Source organism: Pseudomonas viridiflava, assembly GCF_001642795.1.
Lineage (GTDB): Bacteria > Pseudomonadota > Gammaproteobacteria > Pseudomonadales > Pseudomonadaceae > Aquipseudomonas > Aquipseudomonas viridiflava.
In genome coordinates, this window is the sequence record NZ_LKEH01000023.1 from 258462 (window position 1) to 278633 (window position 20172).

At 61.0% G+C, this 20172-nt stretch carries 21 protein-coding genes; 9 read left to right on the top strand and 12 right to left on the bottom strand.

The window, feature by feature from the left end; translation table 11 throughout:
• Position 1: 1 nt before the first annotated feature.
• Positions 2-892, top strand: coding sequence for a cytochrome c oxidase subunit 3 (locus tag AO065_RS10060; protein ID WP_004882518.1), 891 nt, complete (start codon positions 2-4; stop codon positions 890-892).
• A gap of 141 nt (positions 893-1033) precedes the next feature.
• Here the strand turns inward: AO065_RS10060 and AO065_RS10065 are convergent, their stop codons facing one another.
• Complete coding sequence (locus tag AO065_RS10065) at positions 1034-1228, bottom strand: twin transmembrane helix small protein (RefSeq protein ID WP_004882519.1); 195 nt, start codon at positions 1226-1228, stop codon at positions 1034-1036.
• Between the two features lie 74 nt (positions 1229-1302).
• Between AO065_RS10065 and AO065_RS10070 the strand changes: the two genes are divergently transcribed.
• From AO065_RS10070 to AO065_RS10090, 5 genes are read left to right on the top strand one after another with little or no spacing between them, the layout of a single operon-like run.
• Positions 1303-2052 (top strand): SURF1 family protein, encoded by a 750-nt coding sequence (locus tag AO065_RS10070; RefSeq protein WP_004882520.1) that lies wholly within the window; start codon positions 1303-1305, stop codon positions 2050-2052.
• On the top strand, positions 2018-2602 hold the full coding sequence (locus AO065_RS10075; RefSeq protein WP_032651086.1) for a hypothetical protein: 585 nt from the start codon (positions 2018-2020) through the stop codon (positions 2600-2602). Before AO065_RS10070 ends, AO065_RS10075 begins: the two co-directional genes overlap by 35 nt.
• A gap of 12 nt (positions 2603-2614) precedes the next feature.
• Positions 2615-3673: a COX15/CtaA family protein gene (locus tag AO065_RS10080; RefSeq protein WP_080597934.1), complete on the top strand. Its 1059-nt coding sequence runs from the start codon at positions 2615-2617 to the stop codon at positions 3671-3673.
• Complete coding sequence (cyoE, locus tag AO065_RS10085; protein ID WP_004882523.1) at positions 3670-4569, top strand: heme o synthase; 900 nt, start codon at positions 3670-3672, stop codon at positions 4567-4569. Before AO065_RS10080 ends, cyoE begins: the two co-directional genes overlap by 4 nt.
• Positions 4566-5198, top strand: a complete 633-nt coding sequence (locus AO065_RS10090; protein WP_004882524.1) for an SCO family protein — start codon at positions 4566-4568, stop codon at positions 5196-5198. The genes cyoE and AO065_RS10090 overlap by 4 nt, the downstream gene beginning before the upstream one ends.
• A 160-nt stretch (positions 5199-5358) precedes the next feature.
• Here AO065_RS10090 and AO065_RS10095 read toward each other — a convergent pair whose 3' ends face one another.
• The 4 genes from AO065_RS10095 to AO065_RS10110 all read right to left on the bottom strand — a co-directional run bounded on the left by AO065_RS10095 (position 5359) and on the right by AO065_RS10110 (position 8162).
• Positions 5359-6132 carry a MetQ/NlpA family ABC transporter substrate-binding protein gene (locus AO065_RS10095; RefSeq protein WP_004882525.1) on the bottom strand — a complete coding sequence of 258 codons (774 nt, stop codon included), beginning with the start codon at positions 6130-6132 and terminating at the stop codon, positions 5359-5361.
• Positions 6133-6184: 52 nt separating this feature from the next.
• The gene (locus AO065_RS10100) at positions 6185-6859 is read right to left on the bottom strand and encodes a methionine ABC transporter permease (RefSeq protein WP_004882526.1); all 675 of its coding nucleotides are present in this window, start codon (positions 6857-6859) and stop codon (positions 6185-6187) included.
• Positions 6859-7866 carry a methionine ABC transporter ATP-binding protein gene (locus AO065_RS10105; protein ID WP_004882527.1) on the bottom strand — a complete coding sequence of 336 codons (1008 nt, stop codon included), beginning with the start codon at positions 7864-7866 and terminating at the stop codon, positions 6859-6861. Before AO065_RS10105 ends, AO065_RS10100 begins: the two co-directional genes overlap by 1 nt.
• A 62-nt stretch (positions 7867-7928) precedes the next feature.
• On the bottom strand, positions 7929-8162 hold the full coding sequence (locus AO065_RS10110; RefSeq protein WP_004882528.1) for a hypothetical protein: 234 nt from the start codon (positions 8160-8162) through the stop codon (positions 7929-7931).
• 14 nt (positions 8163-8176) lie between these two features.
• On the opposite strand from AO065_RS10110, the gene katE reads away from it, so the two are divergent.
• On the top strand, positions 8177-10324 hold the full coding sequence (gene katE / locus AO065_RS10115; RefSeq protein ID WP_004882529.1) for a catalase HPII: 2148 nt from the start codon (positions 8177-8179) through the stop codon (positions 10322-10324).
• A gap of 145 nt (positions 10325-10469) precedes the next feature.
• Here katE and AO065_RS10120 read toward each other — a convergent pair whose 3' ends face one another.
• Genes AO065_RS10120 through AO065_RS10135 form a run of 4 tightly spaced genes read right to left on the bottom strand, consistent with a single transcriptional unit; the run spans position 10470 to position 13285 of the window.
• Positions 10470-11186 (bottom strand): PA5502 family lipoprotein, encoded by a 717-nt coding sequence (locus AO065_RS10120; protein ID WP_004882530.1) that lies wholly within the window; start codon positions 11184-11186, stop codon positions 10470-10472.
• A 38-nt stretch (positions 11187-11224) separates the two neighbouring features.
• A complete protein-coding gene (znuB, locus tag AO065_RS10125; protein WP_004882531.1) occupies positions 11225-12013 on the bottom strand; it encodes a zinc ABC transporter permease subunit ZnuB in 789 nt (262 codons plus the stop codon).
• Entirely contained in the window at positions 12006-12803 is a 798-nt protein-coding gene (gene znuC / locus AO065_RS10130) for a zinc ABC transporter ATP-binding protein ZnuC (RefSeq protein WP_004882532.1), read from the bottom strand. The genes znuB and znuC overlap by 8 nt, the downstream gene beginning before the upstream one ends.
• The gene (locus AO065_RS10135; RefSeq protein WP_004882533.1) at positions 12803-13285 is read right to left on the bottom strand and encodes a Fur family transcriptional regulator; all 483 of its coding nucleotides are present in this window, start codon (positions 13283-13285) and stop codon (positions 12803-12805) included. Before AO065_RS10135 ends, znuC begins: the two co-directional genes overlap by 1 nt.
• Positions 13286-13352: 67 nt before the next feature.
• On the opposite strand from AO065_RS10135, the gene znuA reads away from it, so the two are divergent.
• Positions 13353-14297, top strand: a complete 945-nt coding sequence (gene znuA / locus AO065_RS10140) for a zinc ABC transporter substrate-binding protein ZnuA (RefSeq protein WP_004882534.1) — start codon at positions 13353-13355, stop codon at positions 14295-14297.
• A 674-nt stretch (positions 14298-14971) separates the two neighbouring features.
• On the opposite strand, the gene AO065_RS10145 is transcribed toward znuA, so the two are convergent.
• Together AO065_RS10145 and AO065_RS10150 are read right to left on the bottom strand one after the other, a co-directional pair.
• On the bottom strand, positions 14972-15922 hold the full coding sequence (locus AO065_RS10145; protein WP_004887633.1) for a homoserine kinase: 951 nt from the start codon (positions 15920-15922) through the stop codon (positions 14972-14974).
• 34 nt (positions 15923-15956) lie between these two features.
• On the bottom strand, positions 15957-16244 hold the full coding sequence (locus tag AO065_RS10150; protein ID WP_004887635.1) for a DUF2782 domain-containing protein: 288 nt from the start codon (positions 16242-16244) through the stop codon (positions 15957-15959).
• 74 nt (positions 16245-16318) lie between these two features.
• On the opposite strand from AO065_RS10150, the gene polA reads away from it, so the two are divergent.
• Positions 16319-19084: a DNA polymerase I gene (polA, locus tag AO065_RS10155; RefSeq protein ID WP_004887636.1), complete on the top strand. Its 2766-nt coding sequence runs from the start codon at positions 16319-16321 to the stop codon at positions 19082-19084.
• Positions 19085-19328: 244 nt separating this feature from the next.
• Here polA and yihA read toward each other — a convergent pair whose 3' ends face one another.
• Positions 19329-19964 (bottom strand): ribosome biogenesis GTP-binding protein YihA/YsxC, encoded by a 636-nt coding sequence (gene yihA / locus AO065_RS10160; protein ID WP_004887638.1) that lies wholly within the window; start codon positions 19962-19964, stop codon positions 19329-19331.
• Between the last annotated feature and the right edge of the window lie 208 nt (positions 19965-20172).

Consider the following 20172-nt stretch of genomic DNA (forward strand, 5'->3'; position numbering starts at 1 on the left):
AATGGCAACGCCCCACGAGCATTACTACGTTCCGGCCCAGAGCAAATGGCCGATCATTGCCACCGTGGCGCTGTTGATCACGATGTTCGGGCTGGGTACCTGGTTCAACGACATGAAAGCCGAGCGGCCCGATTCCAATGGTCCGTTGATCTTCTTCATCGGCGCGCTACTGGTGGCGTACATGATGTACGGCTGGTTCAGCGCAGTGGTGAAGGAAAGTCGGGCGGGTCTGTACAGCGCGCAGATGGACCGCTCGTTTCGCTGGGGCATGGCCTGGTTCATCTTCTCCGAGGTGAGCTTCTTTCTGGCGTTCTTTTTCGTCCTGTTCTACGTGCGCATCTGGGTCGGGCCGTGGCTGGGCGGCGAAGGGGCGAACGGGATCTCGAACATGCTCTGGCCGAACTTCCAATACACGTGGCCGATGCTCGATACGCCGGACCCGAAACTCTATCCGGCACCCAGCGGCATTGTTGATCCGTGGAAACTGCCGTTGCTCAACACCGTGCTGCTGGTCAGTTCCAGCGTGACGATCACGTTCGCCCATCATGCCCTGAAGAAAGGACACCGCTCCGCGCTGAAGCGCTGGCTGGCGCTGACCATCCTTTTGGGCTGTACCTTTCTGTTCTTTCAGGTCGAAGAGTACATCCATGCCTATCAGGAACTGGGGCTGACGCTGGGATCCGGTATCTATGGCGCGACTTTCTTCCTGCTGACCGGTTTTCACGGCGCCCACGTCACGATGGGCACAATCATTCTGTTGGTGATGCTGATCCGCATCCTGCGCGGGCATTTCGACGCCGAGCATCAATTCGGCTTCGAAGCGGCGAGCTGGTACTGGCATTTCGTGGACGTGGTATGGGTCGGGCTGTTTGTGTTCGTGTACGTGATTTAGAGCGCCTTCCGATTGTGTACGCGGCTGGCTCTGATCGTTCCCACGCTCCGCGTGGGAACGCCTCTCAGGACGCTCCGCGTCCGCTTTGTGACGCAGAGCGTCACGGGCTGCATGCCCATGCGAGCATGGACACGATCATCGTCAGGGTGACGGCAGTTGCCCGCTGTAGAACCCCCAGGTGATGAGAATCAGGGTCAGCCCGGCGAGGATGACGCGCAAGGCCAGAACCTTGAGCAGGCGGGTCGAGTGATCGTCGTCCCTGACCAGAAAGAACAGGCCGCTGAACAGGCTGGCCACCGTGGCAGCCAGCATTAGAACAATCGCTGCTTTGAGCATGAGAGGACTCCAGGAGCAATCGCGATGATGCAGTGGAGTATAGGTCCGGCCGTCATGCCGGACCGGAGGCTGTGATGAAGCGCTTCGCACCGGGACTGTGGCCGACGCTGATCGTGTTGCTCCTGCTACCGGTTCTGATTTCTCTGGGGTTCTGGCAACTGGAACGGGGCGAACAGAAGCGTTCCATGCTCAGCCAGTACAACGAGCGCCGCGCCGCCGTCCCTGTCAGCATCGGCGAGTTGTTGTACGCCGAGGACCCCGCCTGGCGTCGTGTGCACATTCGTGGCCACTTCGATTCAGCCCATAGCGTGTTGCTGGACAACAGCATTCGCGACGGCCGTGCGGGCGTCGAGCTGCTCCAGCCCTTCATGGATCACGCCAGCGGGCTCTGGCTACTGGTCAATCGCGGCTGGCTGCCCTGGAAGGATCGACGCACGAGGCCGGTCATTAGTACGCCCAATCACGTGCAGGCGCTGGACGCGTGGGTCTATGTGCCCGCCCGTGCGCCCTTTCAGCTTGAACCTGATGCGCCACAAGGCTCCTGGCCAAGGCTGGTAAACGCGGTCTTTGCCGATCAGCTGTGGAGCCAGCTGGGCCGTGAAGGTTATTCCCATGAACTGAGGCTGGAGCCTGGCCCTGTGGCTTACCGGGTCGACTGGCCGGTGGTTGCGATCAGCCCTGAAAAGCATGTGGGCTATGCCGTGCAGTGGTTTGCGCTGTCCACCGCGCTGATGTGCCTTTATCTGTACCGAGGCCGGGTGCTAGGCCGAACCGCGCAGGAGGACAGGCATGGGAGCCGCCATGAACCCCATCGACATGCCTGATGCAAGGCGTCGGCGCAAAGGACGTCTGCAATTGCTGTTGGTGGTGCTGATCGCCTTTGCACCCATGGTTCTGGCCACCTGCATGTATGTCTTCGGGTTCTGGGTGCCCGAGAGTCGCAGTTATCACGGTTTCCTGATCGGCAATGGCCAGAGCCGTATGGATCTGGGTATTTCGGCCGGGGAGCGACGCTGGCAACTGCTGGTCAGCGCGCCCGGTCGCTGCGAGGCGACGTGTCAGCAGCTGGTGTATCTGGCGCGGCAGGTGCAGATCGGCCTGGGGCGGGACGCGGCTCGTGCCAGTCATGCGCTGGCCGGGGCTCAGCCGCTGGACGCCGAATACGCCGCGAAGCTGAACCGGGAATACCCTCGCCTGCTGCGTTATCCGCTGGACCTGTCGCGCTACCGCACGCTCGCGCCCGACCTGCAGACGCCTTACCTGTGGATCATCGATCCGCACGGCAATCTGGTGCTGCGCTACGACGCAAACGTCAACGGCAAGGACCTGCTCGAAGACCTGCGCCGCCTGCTGAAACTCTCGAACATCGGCTGAAGGGAGATGGTCATGACCCGCCCCGGATTTCGTCTTGCGTTAATGGCTACCGTCCTTGCGCTGGTGGTCGTGATGCTTGGTGCCTACACGCGCCTGACCCACGCGGGGCTGGGCTGTCCCGACTGGCCGGGCTGCTACGGCTTCATCGGCGTGCCCGGCACCGAGCGGCAGCTTGAGCATGCGCAGCTGAATTTTCCGGATACGCCAGTGGAGGCGGACAAAGGCTGGAGCGAGATGACCCATCGGTATTTCGCGGGCGGCCTGACGCTGCTCATCCTGCTGCTGGCGGCGCAGGCCTGGAGGCACCGGCATCTGGCGGGGCATCCGTTCAAGCTGGCGGCGGGACTGCTGGGCATCGTGGCCGCGCAGGCAGCGTTCGGCATGTGGACCGTTACGCTGCAGCTCTGGCCGCCCGTGGTCGCGATTCATCTACTGGGTGGCGTCGCAACCTTGAGCCTGTTGTTTCTGCTGAGCCTGCGACTGAGCGGCGTCTGCCCTGCTCTGTCGCGGGTGCCTGCTCGCCTCAGGGTGCTGGCACGGCTCGGGCTGATCTTTGTGGTCCTGCAGATCGCGCTGGGCGGCTGGGTGAGCGCCAATTACGCGGCGATGGCCTGCACGGATCTGCCCACGTGTCAGGGGCGCTGGTGGCCGGAGGCAGACTTCAGCAATGCGTTTCATCTGACCCAGCAAATCGGCCCGAATTATCAGGGCGGCCATCTCGACAGTGAGGCGCGTACGGCCATCCACCTCACGCACCGGATGGGCGCGGTGCTTGTCTCGCTGACCCTGCTTGCGCTGGCCTGGCAGCTCAGGCGTGTCGGTCTCAACAGGCTGGCGGTGCTGCTGGTGTCGGCGCTCGGGGTGCAACTTCTGTTCGGGCTGGGCAACGTGCTATTGCACCTGCCGTTGGTCCTTGCGGTGGCACACAGTGCGGGCGGCGCGGTTCTGATGCTGTGCATGACGTTGATCAACTATCGCGTCGCTGTGCCGTGGTCATTGCCGCGCATCGAACACGATGCGCTGGTAAAGATCGCCGGTACCGGACTGCGCTCGAGAGATGCCCTGAAATGACTTCACTGACCCGACAGCGTTCGCTGTACAGCCTGTGGCATGACTACCTTGAGTTGACCAAGCCCAAGGTGGTCCTGCTGATGCTGATCACGTCCATGATCGGTATGTTTCTGGCGACTGACACGGCGGTGCCATGGATGACGCTGATCGTCGGTAATCTGGGCATCGGTCTGTGCGCGGCGGGTGCGGCGGTGGTGAATCATGTGGTGGACCGGCGTATCGATGCGCAGATGGCGCGCACTCATCATCGGCCGATTGCTCAGGGACGCGTCCCGCCTGTCGCGGCGCTGAGCTTTGCGCTGTTGCTGGCGCTGTCGGGTCAGGCGTTGCTGTTCATCTTCATCAACGCCCTCACCGCCTGGCTGACACTGGCATCGCTGCTGGGTTACGCGGTGATCTACACCGGCTTTCTCAAGCGTGCCACGCCGCAGAACATCGTCATCGGCGGGCTGGCCGGGGCTGCGCCGCCATTGCTGGGCTGGGTGGCGGTGACCGGGCAGGTCAGCGCCGAGCCCTTGCTGTTGGTGCTGATCATCTTTGCCTGGACGCCGCCGCACTTCTGGGCGCTGGCCATCCATCGCAAGGCCGAGTACGCCCGCGTCGAGATCCCGATGCTGCCGGTGACCCACGGCGAGCACTACACCAAGCTGCATATCGTGCTGTACACCTGCATCCTGCTGGCGGTCAGTCTGCTGCCGTACGTGATTCACATGAGCAGCCTGCTTTATCTGCTTTGCGCGCTGGCGCTGGGGTTGCGCTTCCTGCGATGGAGCTGGGTGCTGTACCGTGGCACTCGACCGCACGCCGCGATCGACACGTTCAAGTACTCTGTGTGGTACCTGTTCCTGCTGTTCATCGCGCTGCTCGCCGATCATTACCTACTGTTGATGCCATGACCCGAACCCAGAAAACCGTCTTCATCCTTGTCGCTGTCGTTGCCCTGATCATGGGCCTGACCATCAACCGCGTGCTGTCCGGCAAAGGTCCGGGCGACCAGACGGCATTGATCGACGCAGGCGTCATCCTGCTGCCGCAAAGCCGCAGCCTGCCTTCGTTGAGCATGAATGATCAGAACGGCGCGCCGGTGGCCGTGGACGAACTGAAGGGTAAATGGACGCTCGTGTTCTTCGGCTACACCTACTGCCCGGACATCTGCCCCACCACGCTGGCGCAGCTACGTGACATCAGAACGAAGCTGCCTCAGGAAGCCGTGGACAACATGCGCGTGGTGCTGGTCAGCGTCGACCCCAACCGCGACACGCCGCAGCAGCTCAAGCAGTATCTGGGCTACTTCGACCCGCGCTACATCGGCCTGACTGCGCCTGTTGCAGACATCCAGAAACTGGCCAGCGCACTGAGTATTCCGTTCATTCCAGCAGACACCAGCAAGCCGGGTTACACCGTCGATCACAGCGGCAACCTGGCCCTGATCGGTCCGGACGGCAGACAACGCGGCTTCATCCGCTCGCCACTGAACGCGCAGAAGCTGGTGGCGCAGTTACCGGTGTTGCTGGAAAGGGATTGAGGCGGAGCTGGAAGCGTACAGATCGACAGATTGTTCCCACGCTCTGCGTGGTAACGCCGCTCAGGACGCTCCGCGTCCGCTCTGGAGTGTGACGCAGAGTGTCACAGGCTGCATGCCAACGCGGAGCGTTGGCACGATCAGGCAGGTGGCGGTCAGGGATTCAGAACGCCGGAACTACGGCGCCTTTGTACTTCTCGGCCAGGAAGGTTTTGACTTCCGGGCTGGTCAGCGCAGCGGCCAGTTTCTTCATCGCGTCCGAGTCCTTGTTGTCCGGGCGGGCAACCAGAATGTTGGCGTAAGGCGACTCGGCACCTTCGATGATCAGCGCGTCCTTGGTCGGATCAAGCTTGGCGCTCAGCGCATAGTTGGTGTTGATCAGCGCCAGATCGACCTGGGTCAGCACGCGTGGCAGCGTGGCGGCTTCCAGTTCGCGGAATTTCAGGTCTTTCGGGTTGTTCACCACATCCGACGGCTTGGACAGAATGCTGGTCGGGTCCTTCAGGGTGATCAGACCGGCCTTGGCCAGCAGCAACAGCGCACGACCTTCGTTGGTGGCATCGTTGGGCAGCGCGACGTTGGCACCGTTTGGCAGCTCATCCAGCTTCTTGAATTTGTCCGAGTAGGCACCGAACGGCTCGACGTGAACCTTGGTCACGGCGACCAGATCGGTGCCCTTGCCCTTGTTGAACTCATCCAGATACGGCTGGTGCTGGAAGAAGTTGGCGTCCATGCGCTTCTGCGACACCTGCACGTTCGGCTGGATGTAGTCGTTGAAGACCTTGATATTCAGGTCCACGCCTTCTTTGGCCAGGGTCGGTTTGACGAACTCCAGGATCTCGGCGTGGGGCACGGCCGAGGCTGCGACCGTCAGGGTTTCGTTGGCCTGTGCGGACAGTGCGGTTACGGCGGCAAATACGGCCAATAGCTTTTTCATGCAACAACTCCTTTGAGGCCCGCCTGTGGCAGGCCGATGCCAACTGATTCGATCAACGGTGTGTGAAGTGCGCGACCAGTCTGTCGCCGACGGTTTGCAGAATCTGCACCAGCACCAGCAACAATACGACCGTCACGAACATCACATCGTTCTGAAAACGTTGGTATCCATAACGAATGGCCAGATCGCCCAGCCCGCCTGCACCGACAGCACCTGCCATGGCGGTGAAGGACACCAGCGCAATGGCGGTGACGGTAATCGCTGCGAAGATGCCAGGCCGCGCCTCGGGCAGCAGCGCCTTGAGAATGATCTGCCGGGTGGTGGCACCCATGGCCTGTGTGGCTTCGATGATGCCGCGGTCGACTTCACGCAGGGCGGTTTCCACCAGACGTGCAAAGAACGGCGTGGCGCCGGCAATCAGCGGCGGCAGCGTACCCAGAATGCCCAGCGACGTGCCGGTGATGATCTCGGTCAGCGGCATCATGACGATCAGCAGAATAATGAACGGCAAGGCACGCAGCATGTTCACGATCAGCCCGACCGTGGCGTACAGCTGTTTGTGTTCCAGCAGTTGGCGTGGCGAGGTCAGGAACATCAGCACGCCCAGCGGCAGGCCGAGCAGGATGGTGAAGCCCAGCGACACACTGAGCATGATCAGCGTATCGCCGGTGGCGACCCAGATTTCATACCAGTCGACGTTGGAGAACAGGTTCAGAAAGGCGTCCATCAGCGCAGCACCTCCATGTGAACATCAGCTGCGGTGAAGCGCGCGAATGCAGCGTCCATGTCGCCGCCGGTAATGGCCAGCGTCAGTTGCCCGTAAGGTGTGTCCTTGATGCGGTCGATGCGACCGGCCAGGATGCTGTAATCGACACCGGTTTCCCGCGCAACGGTGCCCAGCAGCGGTGCGTAGGTCGCCTCGCCCTGAAAGGTCAGGCGCACGATACGGCCCTGAACGTGGGCGAAGTCGTCGCGTTGCTCATTCTCATCGATCTGTTCGTCTTCCTGCACGAAGCGCTTGGTGGTCGGGTGCTGCGGATGCAGAAACACATCGGCCACCTTGCCCTGCTCGACGATCACGCCGGCGTCCATGACGGCGACCTGATCGCAGACGCGACGAATCACGTCCATCTCGTGGGTAATCAGCACGATGGTCAGCTTCAGCTCACGATTGAGCTCGGCCAGCAGTTGCAGGACCGACGCAGTGGTCTGCGGGTCCAGTGCGCTGGTGGCTTCGTCGCACAGCAGAATCTTCGGTTTGGTGGCCAGGGCGCGGGCAATGCCGACGCGCTGCTTCTGGCCGCCTGACAATTGCGCCGGGTATTTTTTCGCGTGATCGGACAGTCCAACCCGCTCCAGCAACTCGGCGACGCGCTGGTCTATCTGGCTGCGCGGCATGTCGCCTGCCAGGGTCAGCGGCATGGCGACGTTGTCGGCCACGGTCTTGGAGGCCAGCAGGTTGAAGTGCTGGAAGATCATCCCGACCTGCTGACGAAAACGACGCAGGCCATTGGCGTCCAGCGCAGTGACGTCTTCACCGTCAACCACGATCTGTCCGCCGCTGGGCGTTTCCAGGCGGTTGATCAGGCGCAGCAGCGTGCTTTTGCCTGCACCGGAATGACCGATCAGGCCGAACACCTGGCCGTCTTCGACGCGCAGGCTGGTGGGGTGCAGGGCCGGAATTTCCTTGCCTGCCACCCGATAGGTTTTGTGGACGTTATGAAACTCGATCACGGAGCGAACCTTGTGGGGGCGCGTTAAAAAATCAGCGCAGCGGGCGGTGCCTGCTTGTTTCGTTACCTCGGCCGGATTGAGCCGGGCGCGCATTTTAGCCTGTCCGGCCCGCTGTGCTTAGCATTTATTTGCAGGATGACCTGCCGGACGGACATAACGTGACCACTGGTGCCAATGATCAAAAAATAAACGGAACGGCTGTTTTTCAACCCGGTCACTTCTTGGATACCGTGATTTCCGGCGAACGCCCAGGGAGTCGTAATCAGCGAACCCAACTCCATGATTGGGTCGAACATGAGGAGTTTTTCTGATGGCTAACGAGAAAACACCGGTGACCGAAACGTCCAAGAGCGAATTGGCCGGCACCGACACACTGGATCGTGGCAACACCAACGCCAAGCTCGACAGCCTCGAGCAGTTCCGTTCCGACGCCACTCAACAGGCGCTGCGCACCAACCAGGGTGTGAAGATTGCCGACAACCAGAACACCCTCAAAGTAGGCAGCCGTGGTCCATCGCTGCTCGAAGATTTCATCATGCGTGAAAAGATCACGCACTTTGACCATGAGCGCATCCCGGAGCGTATCGTCCACGCCCGCGGTACTGCTGCGCATGGCTATTTCCAGACGTATGAAAACCATGGCGCGCTGAGCAAGGCGGGTTTCCTGCGTGATCCGGGCCACAAGACCCCGGTGTTCGTGCGTTTTTCGACCGTACAGGGTCCACGTGGCTCGGGCGATACCGTGCGTGACGTGCGCGGCTTTGCGGTCAAGTTCTACACCGAAGAAGGCAACTTCGACCTGGTTGGCAACAACATGCCGATCTTCTTCATTCAGGATGCCATCAAGTTCCCGGACTTCGTGCATGCCGTGAAGCCCGAGCCGCATAACGAAATCCCTACCGGCGGGTCGGCTCACGACACGTTCTGGGACTTCGTTTCGCTGGTGCCGGAATCCGCTCACATGGTGCTCTGGACCATGTCTGACCGTGCCATTCCGAAAAGCCTGCGCACCATGCAGGGCTTCGGTATTCACACCTTCCGCATGATCAACACCGAAGGCAAATCCAGCTTCGTGAAATTCCACTGGAAGCCGAAGTACGGCGTCTGCTCGCTGGTCTGGGATGAAGCCCAGAAGCTGGCCGGTAAAGACACCGACTTCCACCGCCGCGACCTGTGGGAATCCATCGAGATGGGCGACTATCCCGAGTGGGAACTGGGCGTACAGATCGTGTCCGAAGAAGACGAGCATAAGTTCGACTTCGACCTGCTGGACCCGACCAAGATCATTCCCGAGGAGCTGGTGCCGGTCACGCCGCTGGGCAAGATGGTGCTCAACCGTAACCCGGACAACTACTTTGCCGAGACCGAGCAGGTTGCGTTCTGTCCGGGCCACGTGGTGCCAGGCATCGACTTCTCCAATGACCCGCTGCTGCAGGGGCGTCTGTTCTCCTACACCGACACGCAGATCAGTCGTCTGGGCGGGCCGAACTTCCACGAGATCCCGATCAACCGCCCTGTGTCGCCTAACCATAACGGTCAGCGTGACGCGCAGCATCGCACCACCATCGACAAGGGCCGCGCTTCCTACGAGCCGAACTCGATCGATGGCGGCTGGCCGAAAGAGACTCCAGCGGCAGCTGTCGATGGCGGTTTCGAGACCTATCCTGAACGCGTGGAAGCGCACAAGGTGCGTGAGCGCAGCGAGTCGTTCGGCGATCACTTCTCCCAGGCCACACTGTTCTTCAACAGCATGAGCCACCACGAGAAAGAGCACATCATCGCGGCCTACAGCTTCGAATTGGGCAAGGTCGAGCGCGAGTACATCCGTGCGCGTCAGGTCAACGAGATTCTGGCCAACATCGACCTGGAACTGGCTGGCCGTGTTGCAGCGAACCTCGGTTTGCCAGCGCCAACCGCGCGTACGGTTCCAGCGAGCAAGGCCTCCGTGAAACCGTCTCCAGCGCTGAGCCAGGACAATCTGCTGTCTGGCGATATCGCTTCGCGCAAGGTGGCGATTCTGGTTGCCAACGGTGTTGATGGGAAAGCAGTCGATGCAATGAAGGCCGCACTGGAAGCCAAAGGCGCCCATGCCAAGGTACTCGGCCCGACCTCTGCTCCGGTCAAGACAGCCGATGGCAAGAGCCTGCCGGTCGATGCTTCAGCCGAAGGCCTGCCATCGGTAGCGTTCGATGCGGTGTTCGTACCGGGTGGTGCCGACTCGGTGAAAGCCTTGAGCACCGACGGTGTGGCATTGCACTTCATCCTGGAAGCCTACAAGCACCTCAAGGCCATCTCGCTGTCCGGAGAAGCCAAAGAGTTGCTGAAGCTGCTGCATCTTGATGAAGACGCCGGCCTGCTGTGCGTATCGGATAGCGCTTCGTTCGAAGCGTTCTTCGACGCCATTGCGCAGCACCGTGTCTGGGCGCGTGAGCCGAAAGCCAAGGCTGTTCCGGCTTGAGGATCTAGCCCGTCGAGGCAGGCCTCGACGATCGATGATCATTCCCACGCTCTGCGTGGGAATGCCTCTCGGGAAGCTCCGCGTCCGCTCTTGAATGTGACGCAGAGCGTCATGGGCACGATCAGATTCCGGGAGGGAAGCTCGATCAGGACCTTGCAGGCGTCAGTACGATGTAGGCCTGTTCCTTGCGATTGATCTGGCGGCTCATGTCCAGTTCGAAATCCGGATTGATCTTCACCACGCGCTTGGTCAACAGCGTCGCCAACCACGGGTAATCGTCGGTGCGCGGCACGACCAGCAGCACGTCACAGTTGAACGCCACGGTATCTGCCGCAATGTCATCCAGTTGCCGACGCAGTTTCGGCATGTCGCCGATCTTCAGGTCGATGGTGGTGCTCATGGCCGATGGATCAATCAGTTTCGCCACGCGGCGCGCTTCGGCTTCGCGCAATTCAGCCTCTGCCTTTTCCAGCTCAGCCTTGCGGGCATGCGCGATAGCGCCGTTCACGCCGCTGGTGAGCGCCGGTGCCTTGGGCATCAGTGCACGGGCACGGCTCAGGGCGTTGGCGGCGGCATTCATGTCGCCTTTCTGCAGGCCGATCTGGCTGCGGCTCAGGTAGGCCTCGGCCAGCCGGCGCTGGAAGGCTTCAAGACGAATATCGGTGGGTGCCGCTGCCTGCAAGGCAGCGAGCTGATCTTCGGCCGTCGCCAGCTCATTGCTGGTGATGCTCTGATCGAGCTGTGCGAACCCGCTCGGCTGAGCCTCGGCCACAGGCGTCTCGGCAGTGGGCGCACTCTGACAGGCACCCAACAGGATGGAAAAGGCGATCAGCAGCAGATGGCGTGGGGCGAGCGGCTTCATTCCTGCGATTCTCTAGTTTGCGCAAAAAACGAGCAAGTCTACACCGCTCGCTTGGGGAGAACAAAGCTGAGCAAGAACAACGCCGCAGCGGATACCACTATAGACGGTCCGGCCGGGGTGTCCTTGAACCACGATAACGATAGCCCAATACACACGGCCGTCACGCCCAGCACGCTCGCGCCGAGTGCCATCTGCTCCGGCGAACGAGCGTGACGTTGTGCCGCAGCTGCCGGAATGATCAGCAGCGATGTAATCAGCAGCACACCGACGATTTTCATCGCCACGGCGATCACTACGGCGATCAACAGCATCAGCGCCATACGTAGTGCTGCCACGGGAAGGCCCTCGACCTTCGCCAGTTCCTCATGCACGGTCACGGCCAGCAAAGGCCGCCATAGCGCCACGATCATCACCAGCACCAGGGCGCTGCCACCCAGAATCCAGGCCAGATCGGTCGGGCTGATCGCCAGCAGGTCGCCGAACAGATACGCCATCAGGTCGATGCGCACTTCGTGCATGAAGCTGAGCACTACCAGCCCGAGCGACAGAGTACTGGGCGCGAGTATGCCCAGCAGGGTGTCCGACGCCAGTGGCTGGCGCTGTTGCAGCGTGACCAGCAACACCGCCAGCAACAGGCAACCGCAGGTCACCGCGATGGTCGGGCTGACATCCAGCAGAAAGCCCAGGGCCACGCCCAGCAAGGCTGCATGAGAAAGGGTGTCGCCAAAATACGCCATGCGCCGCCAGACCACGAATGACCCCAGCGGGCCAGCAACCACGGCCAGAGCAACGCCTGCGAGCAAGGCATACAGTAGAAAATCAGCCATGCTTGCAGCTGTCTCCGTGAACATGAGTGTGGGAATGCGGCGTAGCGTTCGAGGCATCGCTCACGACTTCGCCATGCAGATCATGGGCGTGGTCGTGATGGTGGTGATAGATCGCCAGACTCTGCGCGTTCTTGCCGAACAGCTCGACGAACGCCGGGTCATGGCTGACCTGCTCGGGGTGACCGGAGCAGCAGACGTGGCGGTTCAGGCACACCACCTGATCGGTCGTGCTCATCACCAGATGCAGATCGTGGGACACCATCAGGACGCCGCATCGGTGGCGGTCGCGCAAACGAGTGATCAGGCTGTACAGCTCAGCCTGCCCAGCCACATCGACGCCTTGCACCGGCTCGTCGAGCACCAGCAGTTCCGGTTCGCGCAACAGAGCACGCGCCAGCAGAACACGCTGCATCTCGCCGCCGGAAATCCCCTGAAGCGGGCTGTCGATGACTTTTTCGGCGCCGACTTCTTCCAGCGCGGTCATCGCAGCCGCACGGTCCACGCCGGGTACCAGCCGCAGGAAGCGCAATACGGACAGCGGCAGGGTCTGATCGACATGCAGCTTTTGCGGCATGTAACCGATGCGCAGCTTCGGCTTGCGCCACACAGTGCCCGAATCGGGCTTTAGCAAGCCCAGCACGGCGCGCACCAACGTGGTCTTGCCTGCGCCGTTGGGGCCGATCAGGGTCACGATCTCGCCGGGTTTGACGCTCAGCTGAATGTTATCCAGCACGTTTTGCCCGGACAGCGTGACGGCCACCTGTTCCAGGCGAATCAGCGCGTCACTCATCAGGCAGCCTTGCAACCAGCGCAGATGCCGACGATTTCGACGGTCTGACCTTCGACCTCGAAACCGACCTCGACCGCAGCACTGACCACGGCATTGCTGATGGCCGGGTGCTGCAACTCGATAGCCGCATGACACTCGCGGCAGATCAGGAACTGGCCCTGATGCGCGTGGGTCGGGTGGTTGCAGCCGGTGAAGGCGTTAAGGGATGCGATGCGATGGACCAGGCCGTTTTCCAGCAGGAAATCCAGGGCGCGGTAGACCGTTGGCGGCGCAGCGCGACGGCCATCTTCTTCGCTCAGGACCGCAAGGATGTCGTAGGCACCCAGCGGCTTGTGACTTTGCCAGACCAGTTCCAGCACGCGGCGGCGCAACGCGGTCAGTCGCAGACCTTGTCTGGCGCACAGCGCATCGGCTTCGGCGAGTGCCGAATGCACGCAATGGGAGTGATCATGGGGGCGACTAGCCAGGGGAGTATTGGGCATGAGCAGCGACGATATTTGCCAGAGACGTTATTATGTTACCTGTTCCCGCCCGATATGAGTGTTTTACGTGCGCCGTTTTCTTAACCTTTGCGTCATTTTGTGGGCCAGTCTGCTGGCCGTCCCTTCCGCCCAGGCCGAGGTCAGGGTTCTGACCAGCATCAAGCCGCTGCAACTGATTGCCGCGGCTGTGCAGGATGGTGTCGGTACGCCTGAGGTGTTGCTTCCACCGGGTGCATCGCCGCATAACTATGCGCTGCGGCCATCCGACGTACGGCGCGTCAGGGACGTGCAGTTGCTCTACTGGATCGGCCCCGGCATGGAAACCTTCCTGCCGCGAGTGCTTCAAGGGCGCAGCCAGCCTTCGGTCGCGGTAGAGAAGTTGCCCGGCATGCACCTGCGCCACTTCGGCGCGGACAATGCCTCGCACGATGATCATGATCACGACGACCACGCGCATGGTGCGGATGAGCACGACCACGATCACATGCCCGGCAGTCTGGACTCGCACCTGTGGCTTTCGACTGTCAACGCGCGGGTGATCGCTGCGAAGATGGCGTCGGACCTTGGCGCCGCGGACCCGGCCAACGCAGCGCGTTACACACGCAATGCCGAGGCATTTGCCAAGCGGCTGGATACGCTGGACAGCCGCATCAAGACTCAGATGAGCGCGGTCACGGGCAAGCCGTTTTTCGTGTTCCACGAAGCGTTTGATTACTTCGAAGAGGCGTATGGCCTCAAGCACACCGGTGTATTCGCCATCGCTGCCGAAATCCAGCCCGGCGCCCAGCACGTGGCTGCGATGCGTGAGCGTTTGAAAGAGGCCGGCAAGACCTGCGTGTTCAGCGAACCCCCGTTGCGACCACGTCTGGCGCAAACCCTGAGCGCAGGCCTGCCGGTGAAACTGGCCGAGCTGGACGCGCTGGGCGGCTACACGCCAGCGACCGCTCAGGGTTACGAGCAGGTCGTGCAGAAACTGGCGGATGATCTGAGTGGGTGTCTGTCGGGGATTTGAACCCGGTGAGTCGTGCCCACGCTCCGCGCTCATTGATCGTTCCCACGCTCTGCGTGGTAACGCCTCCCAGGACGCTCCGCGTCCGCTCTCGAATGTGGCGCAGAGCGTCGCGGGCGGCATACCCACGCAGAGCGCTCGTCGTTATACACAAGTCCGCAAGACGCGCAAAACGGGGGTCAAAACGTAAGTATCTGACTGAATGCATACCCCGTGGGAGGCGGCTTGCCGGCGATTGCGTCCGTTCAGTCGCTGATAGGTCGCTTCAGAAAAAGCATCGCCGGCAAGCCGCCTCCCACAGTAGTCCGTGGTCGCAGCAAGACTCGGGTATAACGCTGAGCACAGGCGTGGGCATGATCGGCGTGCTTGAGATCACGCTGATCGTTCCTACGCTCCGCGTGGGAATGCCGCTCAGGACGCTCCGCGTCCGCTCTCGAATGTGGCGCAGATGCGCGCCCAAGCTCCAGCGTTACCCACGTCATGCGCCTGGCTCACTGAATCCTCAGTCTGTGCCATTTGTGACGCGGAGCGTCACGGGAGGCATACCCACGCGGAGCATGGGCACGATCAGTGTCGANAGACTTGTGTATAACGATGAGCGCAGAGCGTGGGCACGATCAGTGTAGAGACAGGCTTGTGCATAACGTGAGCGCAGAGCATGGGATCAATCATGTCGCCTACAGCGCAAACGGCAGCGGTATGTGCGTTTCCTGACGCTGTGCCAGGCGTTGTTCGAATTCTGCGGGGTCGTGAATCAGTACGTCCTGCCCGGCAAAGGTCTCTGCCGCAATCAAGCGTGACAGCCAGAAACGCACGCAGCCAACGCGCAGCATGGTTGACCAGAGTTTGGCTTCAGCCGCATTGAACGGCCGCAGGGTGGCGTAGGCACCCAGCATGGCACGTGCTCGGACCGGGTCGATCTGGCCGTCCTCGCGTGAGCACCAGTCGTTCAGCGCAATGGCCAGGTCATACAGCATCGGCCCCGAACAGGCATTGTAGAAATCGATCAGCCCGGTCAGGTGCGTGCCTTCGAACAACACGTTGTCGCGGAACATGTCGGCGTGCAGGTTGGCCCGAGGCAGCGCCAGAATCTGTGGCTTGAGGTCTTCGATTTCCTGTAGCGACGTGTCCAGCAATGCGTTCTGCGCATCACCCAAGTGCGACAGGAAATTGCGACCTTCGCTCAGCATCCAGTCCAGACCGCGATCGGTCTTGCGTTCCAGCACGTGTTCACGTGTCGCCAGATGCAGGTTGGCCAGCAGCTCACCGATCTGTGCGCAGTGCTGCGTATTCGGCTGGCTGATGTGTTTGCCCGGCAGGCGCGGTTGCAAGAGCGCCGGTTTGCCCGCCAGCTCGCGCAGCGCCTGGCCGTCGGTGGTGCGCAAGGCGTAGGGCACCGGCAGATCGGCGTCGTGCAGCACGTCCAGCAGCTCGATGAAGAACGGCATCTCCTGCACCGGACCGCGTTCGACCAGCGTCAGAACGAACTCGCCCTGCTCCATGCTGATGAAGTAGTTGGTGTTTTCGCTACCGGCGGCAATGCCTTGAAAGTCGTGCAGACGGCCGAGCCCATAGGGGGCGAGGAATGTTTCCAGCTCGGGCCGAGCCAGTGGGGTAAAAACGGACATATCAGGACTGCCAGCAATAAGTGAATGTAGGGTGTTACCAGCTGAATATTTCCCACTGCGGGATCAGCATGTCCGGTTGGTCCGAACGAATGAAATTGGGGCTTGTACCATCGGCGCGCACCAGAAAATAGGGTTTGCCATGCTTGGGCGTGATCTTCACCGCGTACAGGAAGCCGTTCTGGCGGTATTCCTGAATGGTCTTGTCACCGTCGGTGCGGATCGTGACGTCCGGTGCCGCCGAGGGCGAATCTTCAGCGCCGATTGCAACCAAAGGACAGATTACCAACAAGCCGGTCAACAACAGTCGATTTGCCTTGCGCATGATAACCTTGCCCCTTTGTTGTCAATGGTCCTCGCATTCTAGCGCCGGACCCGCCGAAAAGGTTGATTCTGCTCATGAGCCAAGCACCCCTCGTCCTGGTGGACGGTTCTTCTTATCTCTACCGTGCCTTTCACGCACTGCCTCCACTGGCCACGTCCAAAGGGTTGCCGACCGGCGCCGTCAAAGGCGTGCTGAATATGCTCAAGAGCCTGCGTCGGCAATACCCGGAAAGCCCGTTTGCGGTAGTGTTCGATGCCAAAGGCGGCACTTTTCGCGACACGCTGTACGCCGAATACAAAGCCAATCGTCCCAGCATGCCGGACGACCTGCGCGTGCAGGTCGATCTGTTGCATGCCTGTGTCAAAGGTTTGGGCTATCCGCTGTTGTGCGTCGAAGGCGTAGAGGCCGACGACGTGATCGGCACCTTGGCGCGCAGCAGCGCGGCAGCCGATCGTCCGGTGATCATCTCCACCGGCGACAAGGACATGGCGCAACTGGTCGATGGTCACATTACGCTGGTCAACACCATGACCGGCAGCGTGCTGGACATCGCTGGCGTGAAAGAGAAATTCGGTGTCGGTCCTGAGCACATCATCGATTTCCTCGCGCTGATGGGCGACAAGGTCGACAACATTCCCGGCGTTCCCGGCGTGGGCGAAAAAACGGCTGTTGGTCTGCTGGTCGGCGTCGGCGGTGGTCTGAAAGAACTGTACGGCAATCTTGAAGCAGTGGCAGGCCTGCCGATCCGTGGCGCCAAGACGCTGGCTGCCAAGCTTGAAGAACATCGAGAGATGGCGCTCCTGTCCTATGAGCTGGCGACCATCAAGATCGATGTACCGCTGGACATCGAACTGGACCAGCTGCACTGCGGCGAACCTGATCGCGATGCGCTGATGGAGTTGTACGCCGAGCTTGAATTCAAGAGCTGGATCGAAGACCTGCAACGCGACGCCAAGCGTGCCGGACAGGAACTGGCGGTCGAAGAAGCGCCTGTGGTCTCCAAGGAGGCCGCGTATGAGGTGATCCTCGAGCAGGCGCAATTCGACGCCTGGCTGAAGAAGCTTCAGGCTGCGCCGCTGTTCGCTATCGTTACCCAGAGCAACGGCACCGACGCGCAGCGTGCACAGCTGGTCGGCCTGTCGTTTGCCATTCAGACCCACGAAGCGGCCTACATTCCGCTGACCCACTCCTACATGGGCGTGCCGCAGCAACTGGATCGCGACACCGTGCTCAAGGCCCTCAAGCCGTTGCTTGAGGACCCGGACAAGATCAAGGTTGGCCAGCACGCCAAGTTCGCCATCAACCTGCTCGCCAACTGTGCGCTGGGTGGCGATCAGAGCCAGGGCATTGATCTGCGGGGCGTCAAATTCGACACGATCCTGGAATCCTATGTGCTGGACTCCACGGCCACTCGTCACGACCGCGACAGTCTGGTGGCCAAGTACCTGACGCACACGCCGATCAATTTCCAGGACATTGCCGGTAAAGGCGCCAAGCAGCTGACCTTTGATCAGATTGCCCTGGAGCAGGCTTATCCCTATGCCGCAGAGGAAGCTGATCTGACCCTGCGCCTGCACGAAGTCTTCGAAGCCCGACTGGCAGCCATTCCGACCCTGCAACCGGTGCTGAACGACATCGAGATGCCATTGGTGCCTGTGCTGGCGCGTATCGAGCGTCAAGGCGCGTTTGTCGACGCCAACCTGCTGGGTATTCAAAGCGTGGAACTGGGCGACAAGATGACCGCGCTGGAGCGCGAAGCCTTTGCCATCGCCGGTGAAGAGTTCAACCTGGGCTCGCCCAAGCAACTGGGCGTGATCCTCTACGAAAAGCTCGGCATGCCGATCCTGAGCAAGACTGCGACTGGCCAGCCTTCCACGGCTGAAGCCGTTCTGGCGGAGCTGGCCGAGCAGGATTTCCCGCTGCCCAAGGTGCTGATGCAGTACCGCTCCATGAGCAAGCTCAAGAGCACCTACACCGACCGCCTGCCTGAACAGATCAACCCGCGTACCGGCCGGATCCACACCTCCTACCATCAGGCCGTGGCGGTGACCGGACGTCTGTCGTCCAGTGATCCAAACCTGCAGAACATTCCTATTCGCACCGCTGAAGGCCGTCGTATCCGCCAGGCGTTCGTCGCACCGAAAGGCTACAAGCTGCTGGCGGCCGACTATTCGCAGATCGAACTGCGGATCATGGCGCATCTGGCCCAGGACGAGGGCTTGTTGCACGCCTTCCGCAACGATCTGGATGTGCACCGCGCGACGGCCGCGGAAGTCTTTGGCGTCGAGCTGGAAAACGTCACCAACGACATGCGCCGCAGTGCCAAGGCGATCAACTTCGGTCTGATCTACGGCATGAGCGCCTTTGGTCTGGCCAAGCAGATCGGCGTGGACCGCAAGCAGTCGCAGGCTTATGTGGATCGCTACTTCGCCCGCTACCCCGGCGTGCTCGATTACATGGAGCGCACGCGGGCCCAGGCGGCTGAACAGGGTTTCGTAGAGACCATCTTCGGGCGTCGCCTGTACCTGCCGGACATCAATGCCAAGAACCCGTCGCTGCGCAAGGGCGCGGAACGCATGGCGATCAACGCGCCTATGCAAGGCACCGCTGCCGACATCATCAAGAAGGCGATGGTGGCCGTGAACGGCTGGCTGGATGAGTCCGGTCTGGACGCGCGGGTTATTCTTCAGGTGCACGACGAACTGGTGCTGGAAGTGCGCGAGGATCTGGTCGATCAGATCAGCGAGCAGATCCGTCCGCACATGAGCGGCGCGGCTGAACTGGCGGTTCCGCTGCTGGTGGAAGTCGGTGTGGGCAACAACTGGGACGAGGCGCACTGACGGCATAATGGCGAACTTGTCACCAAGTTCGCCAAATGCTGTAGGAAATGTGAACTTTTCTTCATTGCTGGAACTTAACCATCCAGGCAGGAGTCAGACGTCGCGATTGGTTGAAAAACTGATCGCGCTCCTATGTTGTGTTAAGTGTTGGCAGATATCCGGACCCCACCCTAAGGTCTGGACCTTGAACCCCGGAACTTCCCCCTCCCCATTCGAAGTCCGGGGTTTTTTTTGCCCGCTGTTTTTATTCGGCGGGTGCCTTGTCTTCCAGCTCCATCCAGTCGGCCAGCACGGTGTAGGCTTCTTCCAGGCCCATGCGTTTGGGCGCCGAGAACAGCTGAATGGTGACGGCTTCGCCCCAGCCCTTGCGGATTTCCGACTGAACCTTGAGCAGCGTGTTCTTCGCTGCGCCGTAGGTCAGTTTGTCGGCCTTGGTCAGCAGAATATGCATCGGCATGTTGCTTGCCACTGCCCAGTCCAGCATCAGCAGGTCGAAGTCGGTCATTGGATGACGGATGTCCATCATCAGGATCAGACCCTTCAGGCTTTCGCGGCTGCCCAGATAGGCTTCCAGGTGGCGCTGCCAGTGTTGCTTGAGCGGAATAGGCACTTTGGCGTAGCCGTAACCCGGCAGGTCGACCAGGCGGCGATCCTCGTCCAGGCCAAAGAAGTTCAGCAACTGGGTACGGCCCGGCGTCTTGGAGGTGCGCGCCAGGCTGGCGTGGGTCAGGGTGTTCAGTGCGCTGGACTTGCCCGCGTTGGAACGACCGGCGAACGCGACTTCAAAACCCTCGTCGTCGGGACATTGGTCGACCTTGGCGGCGCTGAGCATGAAGGTGGCCTGTTGGCACAGACCGAGGATGGGGTTCTTGAGTTGCATGTGATTTCCGGTGAAGGCCCTGCCTGCAAGGCAAGCGGCAAGGGGTGTCGTTTCCGTTTGGGTAGCGCGAGTATATAATGCCGCAAATTTTGTGTGTGCTTTCGTCTCCCGGTGGGAGCGTGCACAGTTAAGCGAAATCAATATGCGCATTAGAACGCAGTCCGCTTTCAACCTGAAAGGTTTTTGCTGAGTCATCGGGCTTCAGGGC

Excerpts from the sequence above, each read along its gene's own strand:
- AO065_RS10060 (WP_004882518.1), top strand. The coding sequence starts at position 2 with ATGGCAACGCCCCACGAGCATTACTACGTTCCGGCCCAGAGCAAATGG.
- AO065_RS10065 (WP_004882519.1), bottom strand. The coding sequence starts at position 1,228 with ATGCTCAAAGCAGCGATTGTTCTAATGCTGGCTGCCACGGTGGCCAGC.
- AO065_RS10070 (WP_004882520.1), top strand. The coding sequence starts at position 1,303 with ATGAAGCGCTTCGCACCGGGACTGTGGCCGACGCTGATCGTGTTGCTC.
- AO065_RS10075 (WP_032651086.1), top strand. The coding sequence starts at position 2,018 with ATGGGAGCCGCCATGAACCCCATCGACATGCCTGATGCAAGGCGTCGG.
- AO065_RS10080 (WP_080597934.1), top strand. The coding sequence starts at position 2,615 with ATGACCCGCCCCGGATTTCGTCTTGCGTTAATGGCTACCGTCCTTGCG.
- cyoE (WP_004882523.1), top strand. The coding sequence starts at position 3,670 with ATGACTTCACTGACCCGACAGCGTTCGCTGTACAGCCTGTGGCATGAC.
- AO065_RS10090 (WP_004882524.1), top strand. The coding sequence starts at position 4,566 with ATGACCCGAACCCAGAAAACCGTCTTCATCCTTGTCGCTGTCGTTGCC.
- AO065_RS10095 (WP_004882525.1), bottom strand. The coding sequence starts at position 6,132 with ATGAAAAAGCTATTGGCCGTATTTGCCGCCGTAACCGCACTGTCCGCA.
- AO065_RS10100 (WP_004882526.1), bottom strand. The coding sequence starts at position 6,859 with ATGGACGCCTTTCTGAACCTGTTCTCCAACGTCGACTGGTATGAAATC.
- AO065_RS10110 (WP_004882528.1), bottom strand. The coding sequence starts at position 8,162 with ATGTTCGACCCAATCATGGAGTTGGGTTCGCTGATTACGACTCCCTGG.
- katE (WP_004882529.1), top strand. The coding sequence starts at position 8,177 with ATGGCTAACGAGAAAACACCGGTGACCGAAACGTCCAAGAGCGAATTG.
- AO065_RS10120 (WP_004882530.1), bottom strand. The coding sequence starts at position 11,186 with ATGAAGCCGCTCGCCCCACGCCATCTGCTGCTGATCGCCTTTTCCATC.
- znuB (WP_004882531.1), bottom strand. The coding sequence starts at position 12,013 with ATGGCTGATTTTCTACTGTATGCCTTGCTCGCAGGCGTTGCTCTGGCC.
- znuC (WP_004882532.1), bottom strand. The coding sequence starts at position 12,803 with ATGAGTGACGCGCTGATTCGCCTGGAACAGGTGGCCGTCACGCTGTCC.
- AO065_RS10135 (WP_004882533.1), bottom strand. The coding sequence starts at position 13,285 with ATGCCCAATACTCCCCTGGCTAGTCGCCCCCATGATCACTCCCATTGC.
- AO065_RS10145 (WP_004887633.1), bottom strand. The coding sequence starts at position 15,922 with ATGTCCGTTTTTACCCCACTGGCTCGGCCCGAGCTGGAAACATTCCTC.
- AO065_RS10150 (WP_004887635.1), bottom strand. The coding sequence starts at position 16,244 with ATGCGCAAGGCAAATCGACTGTTGTTGACCGGCTTGTTGGTAATCTGT.
- polA (WP_004887636.1), top strand. The coding sequence starts at position 16,319 with ATGAGCCAAGCACCCCTCGTCCTGGTGGACGGTTCTTCTTATCTCTAC.
- yihA (WP_004887638.1), bottom strand. The coding sequence starts at position 19,964 with ATGCAACTCAAGAACCCCATCCTCGGTCTGTGCCAACAGGCCACCTTC.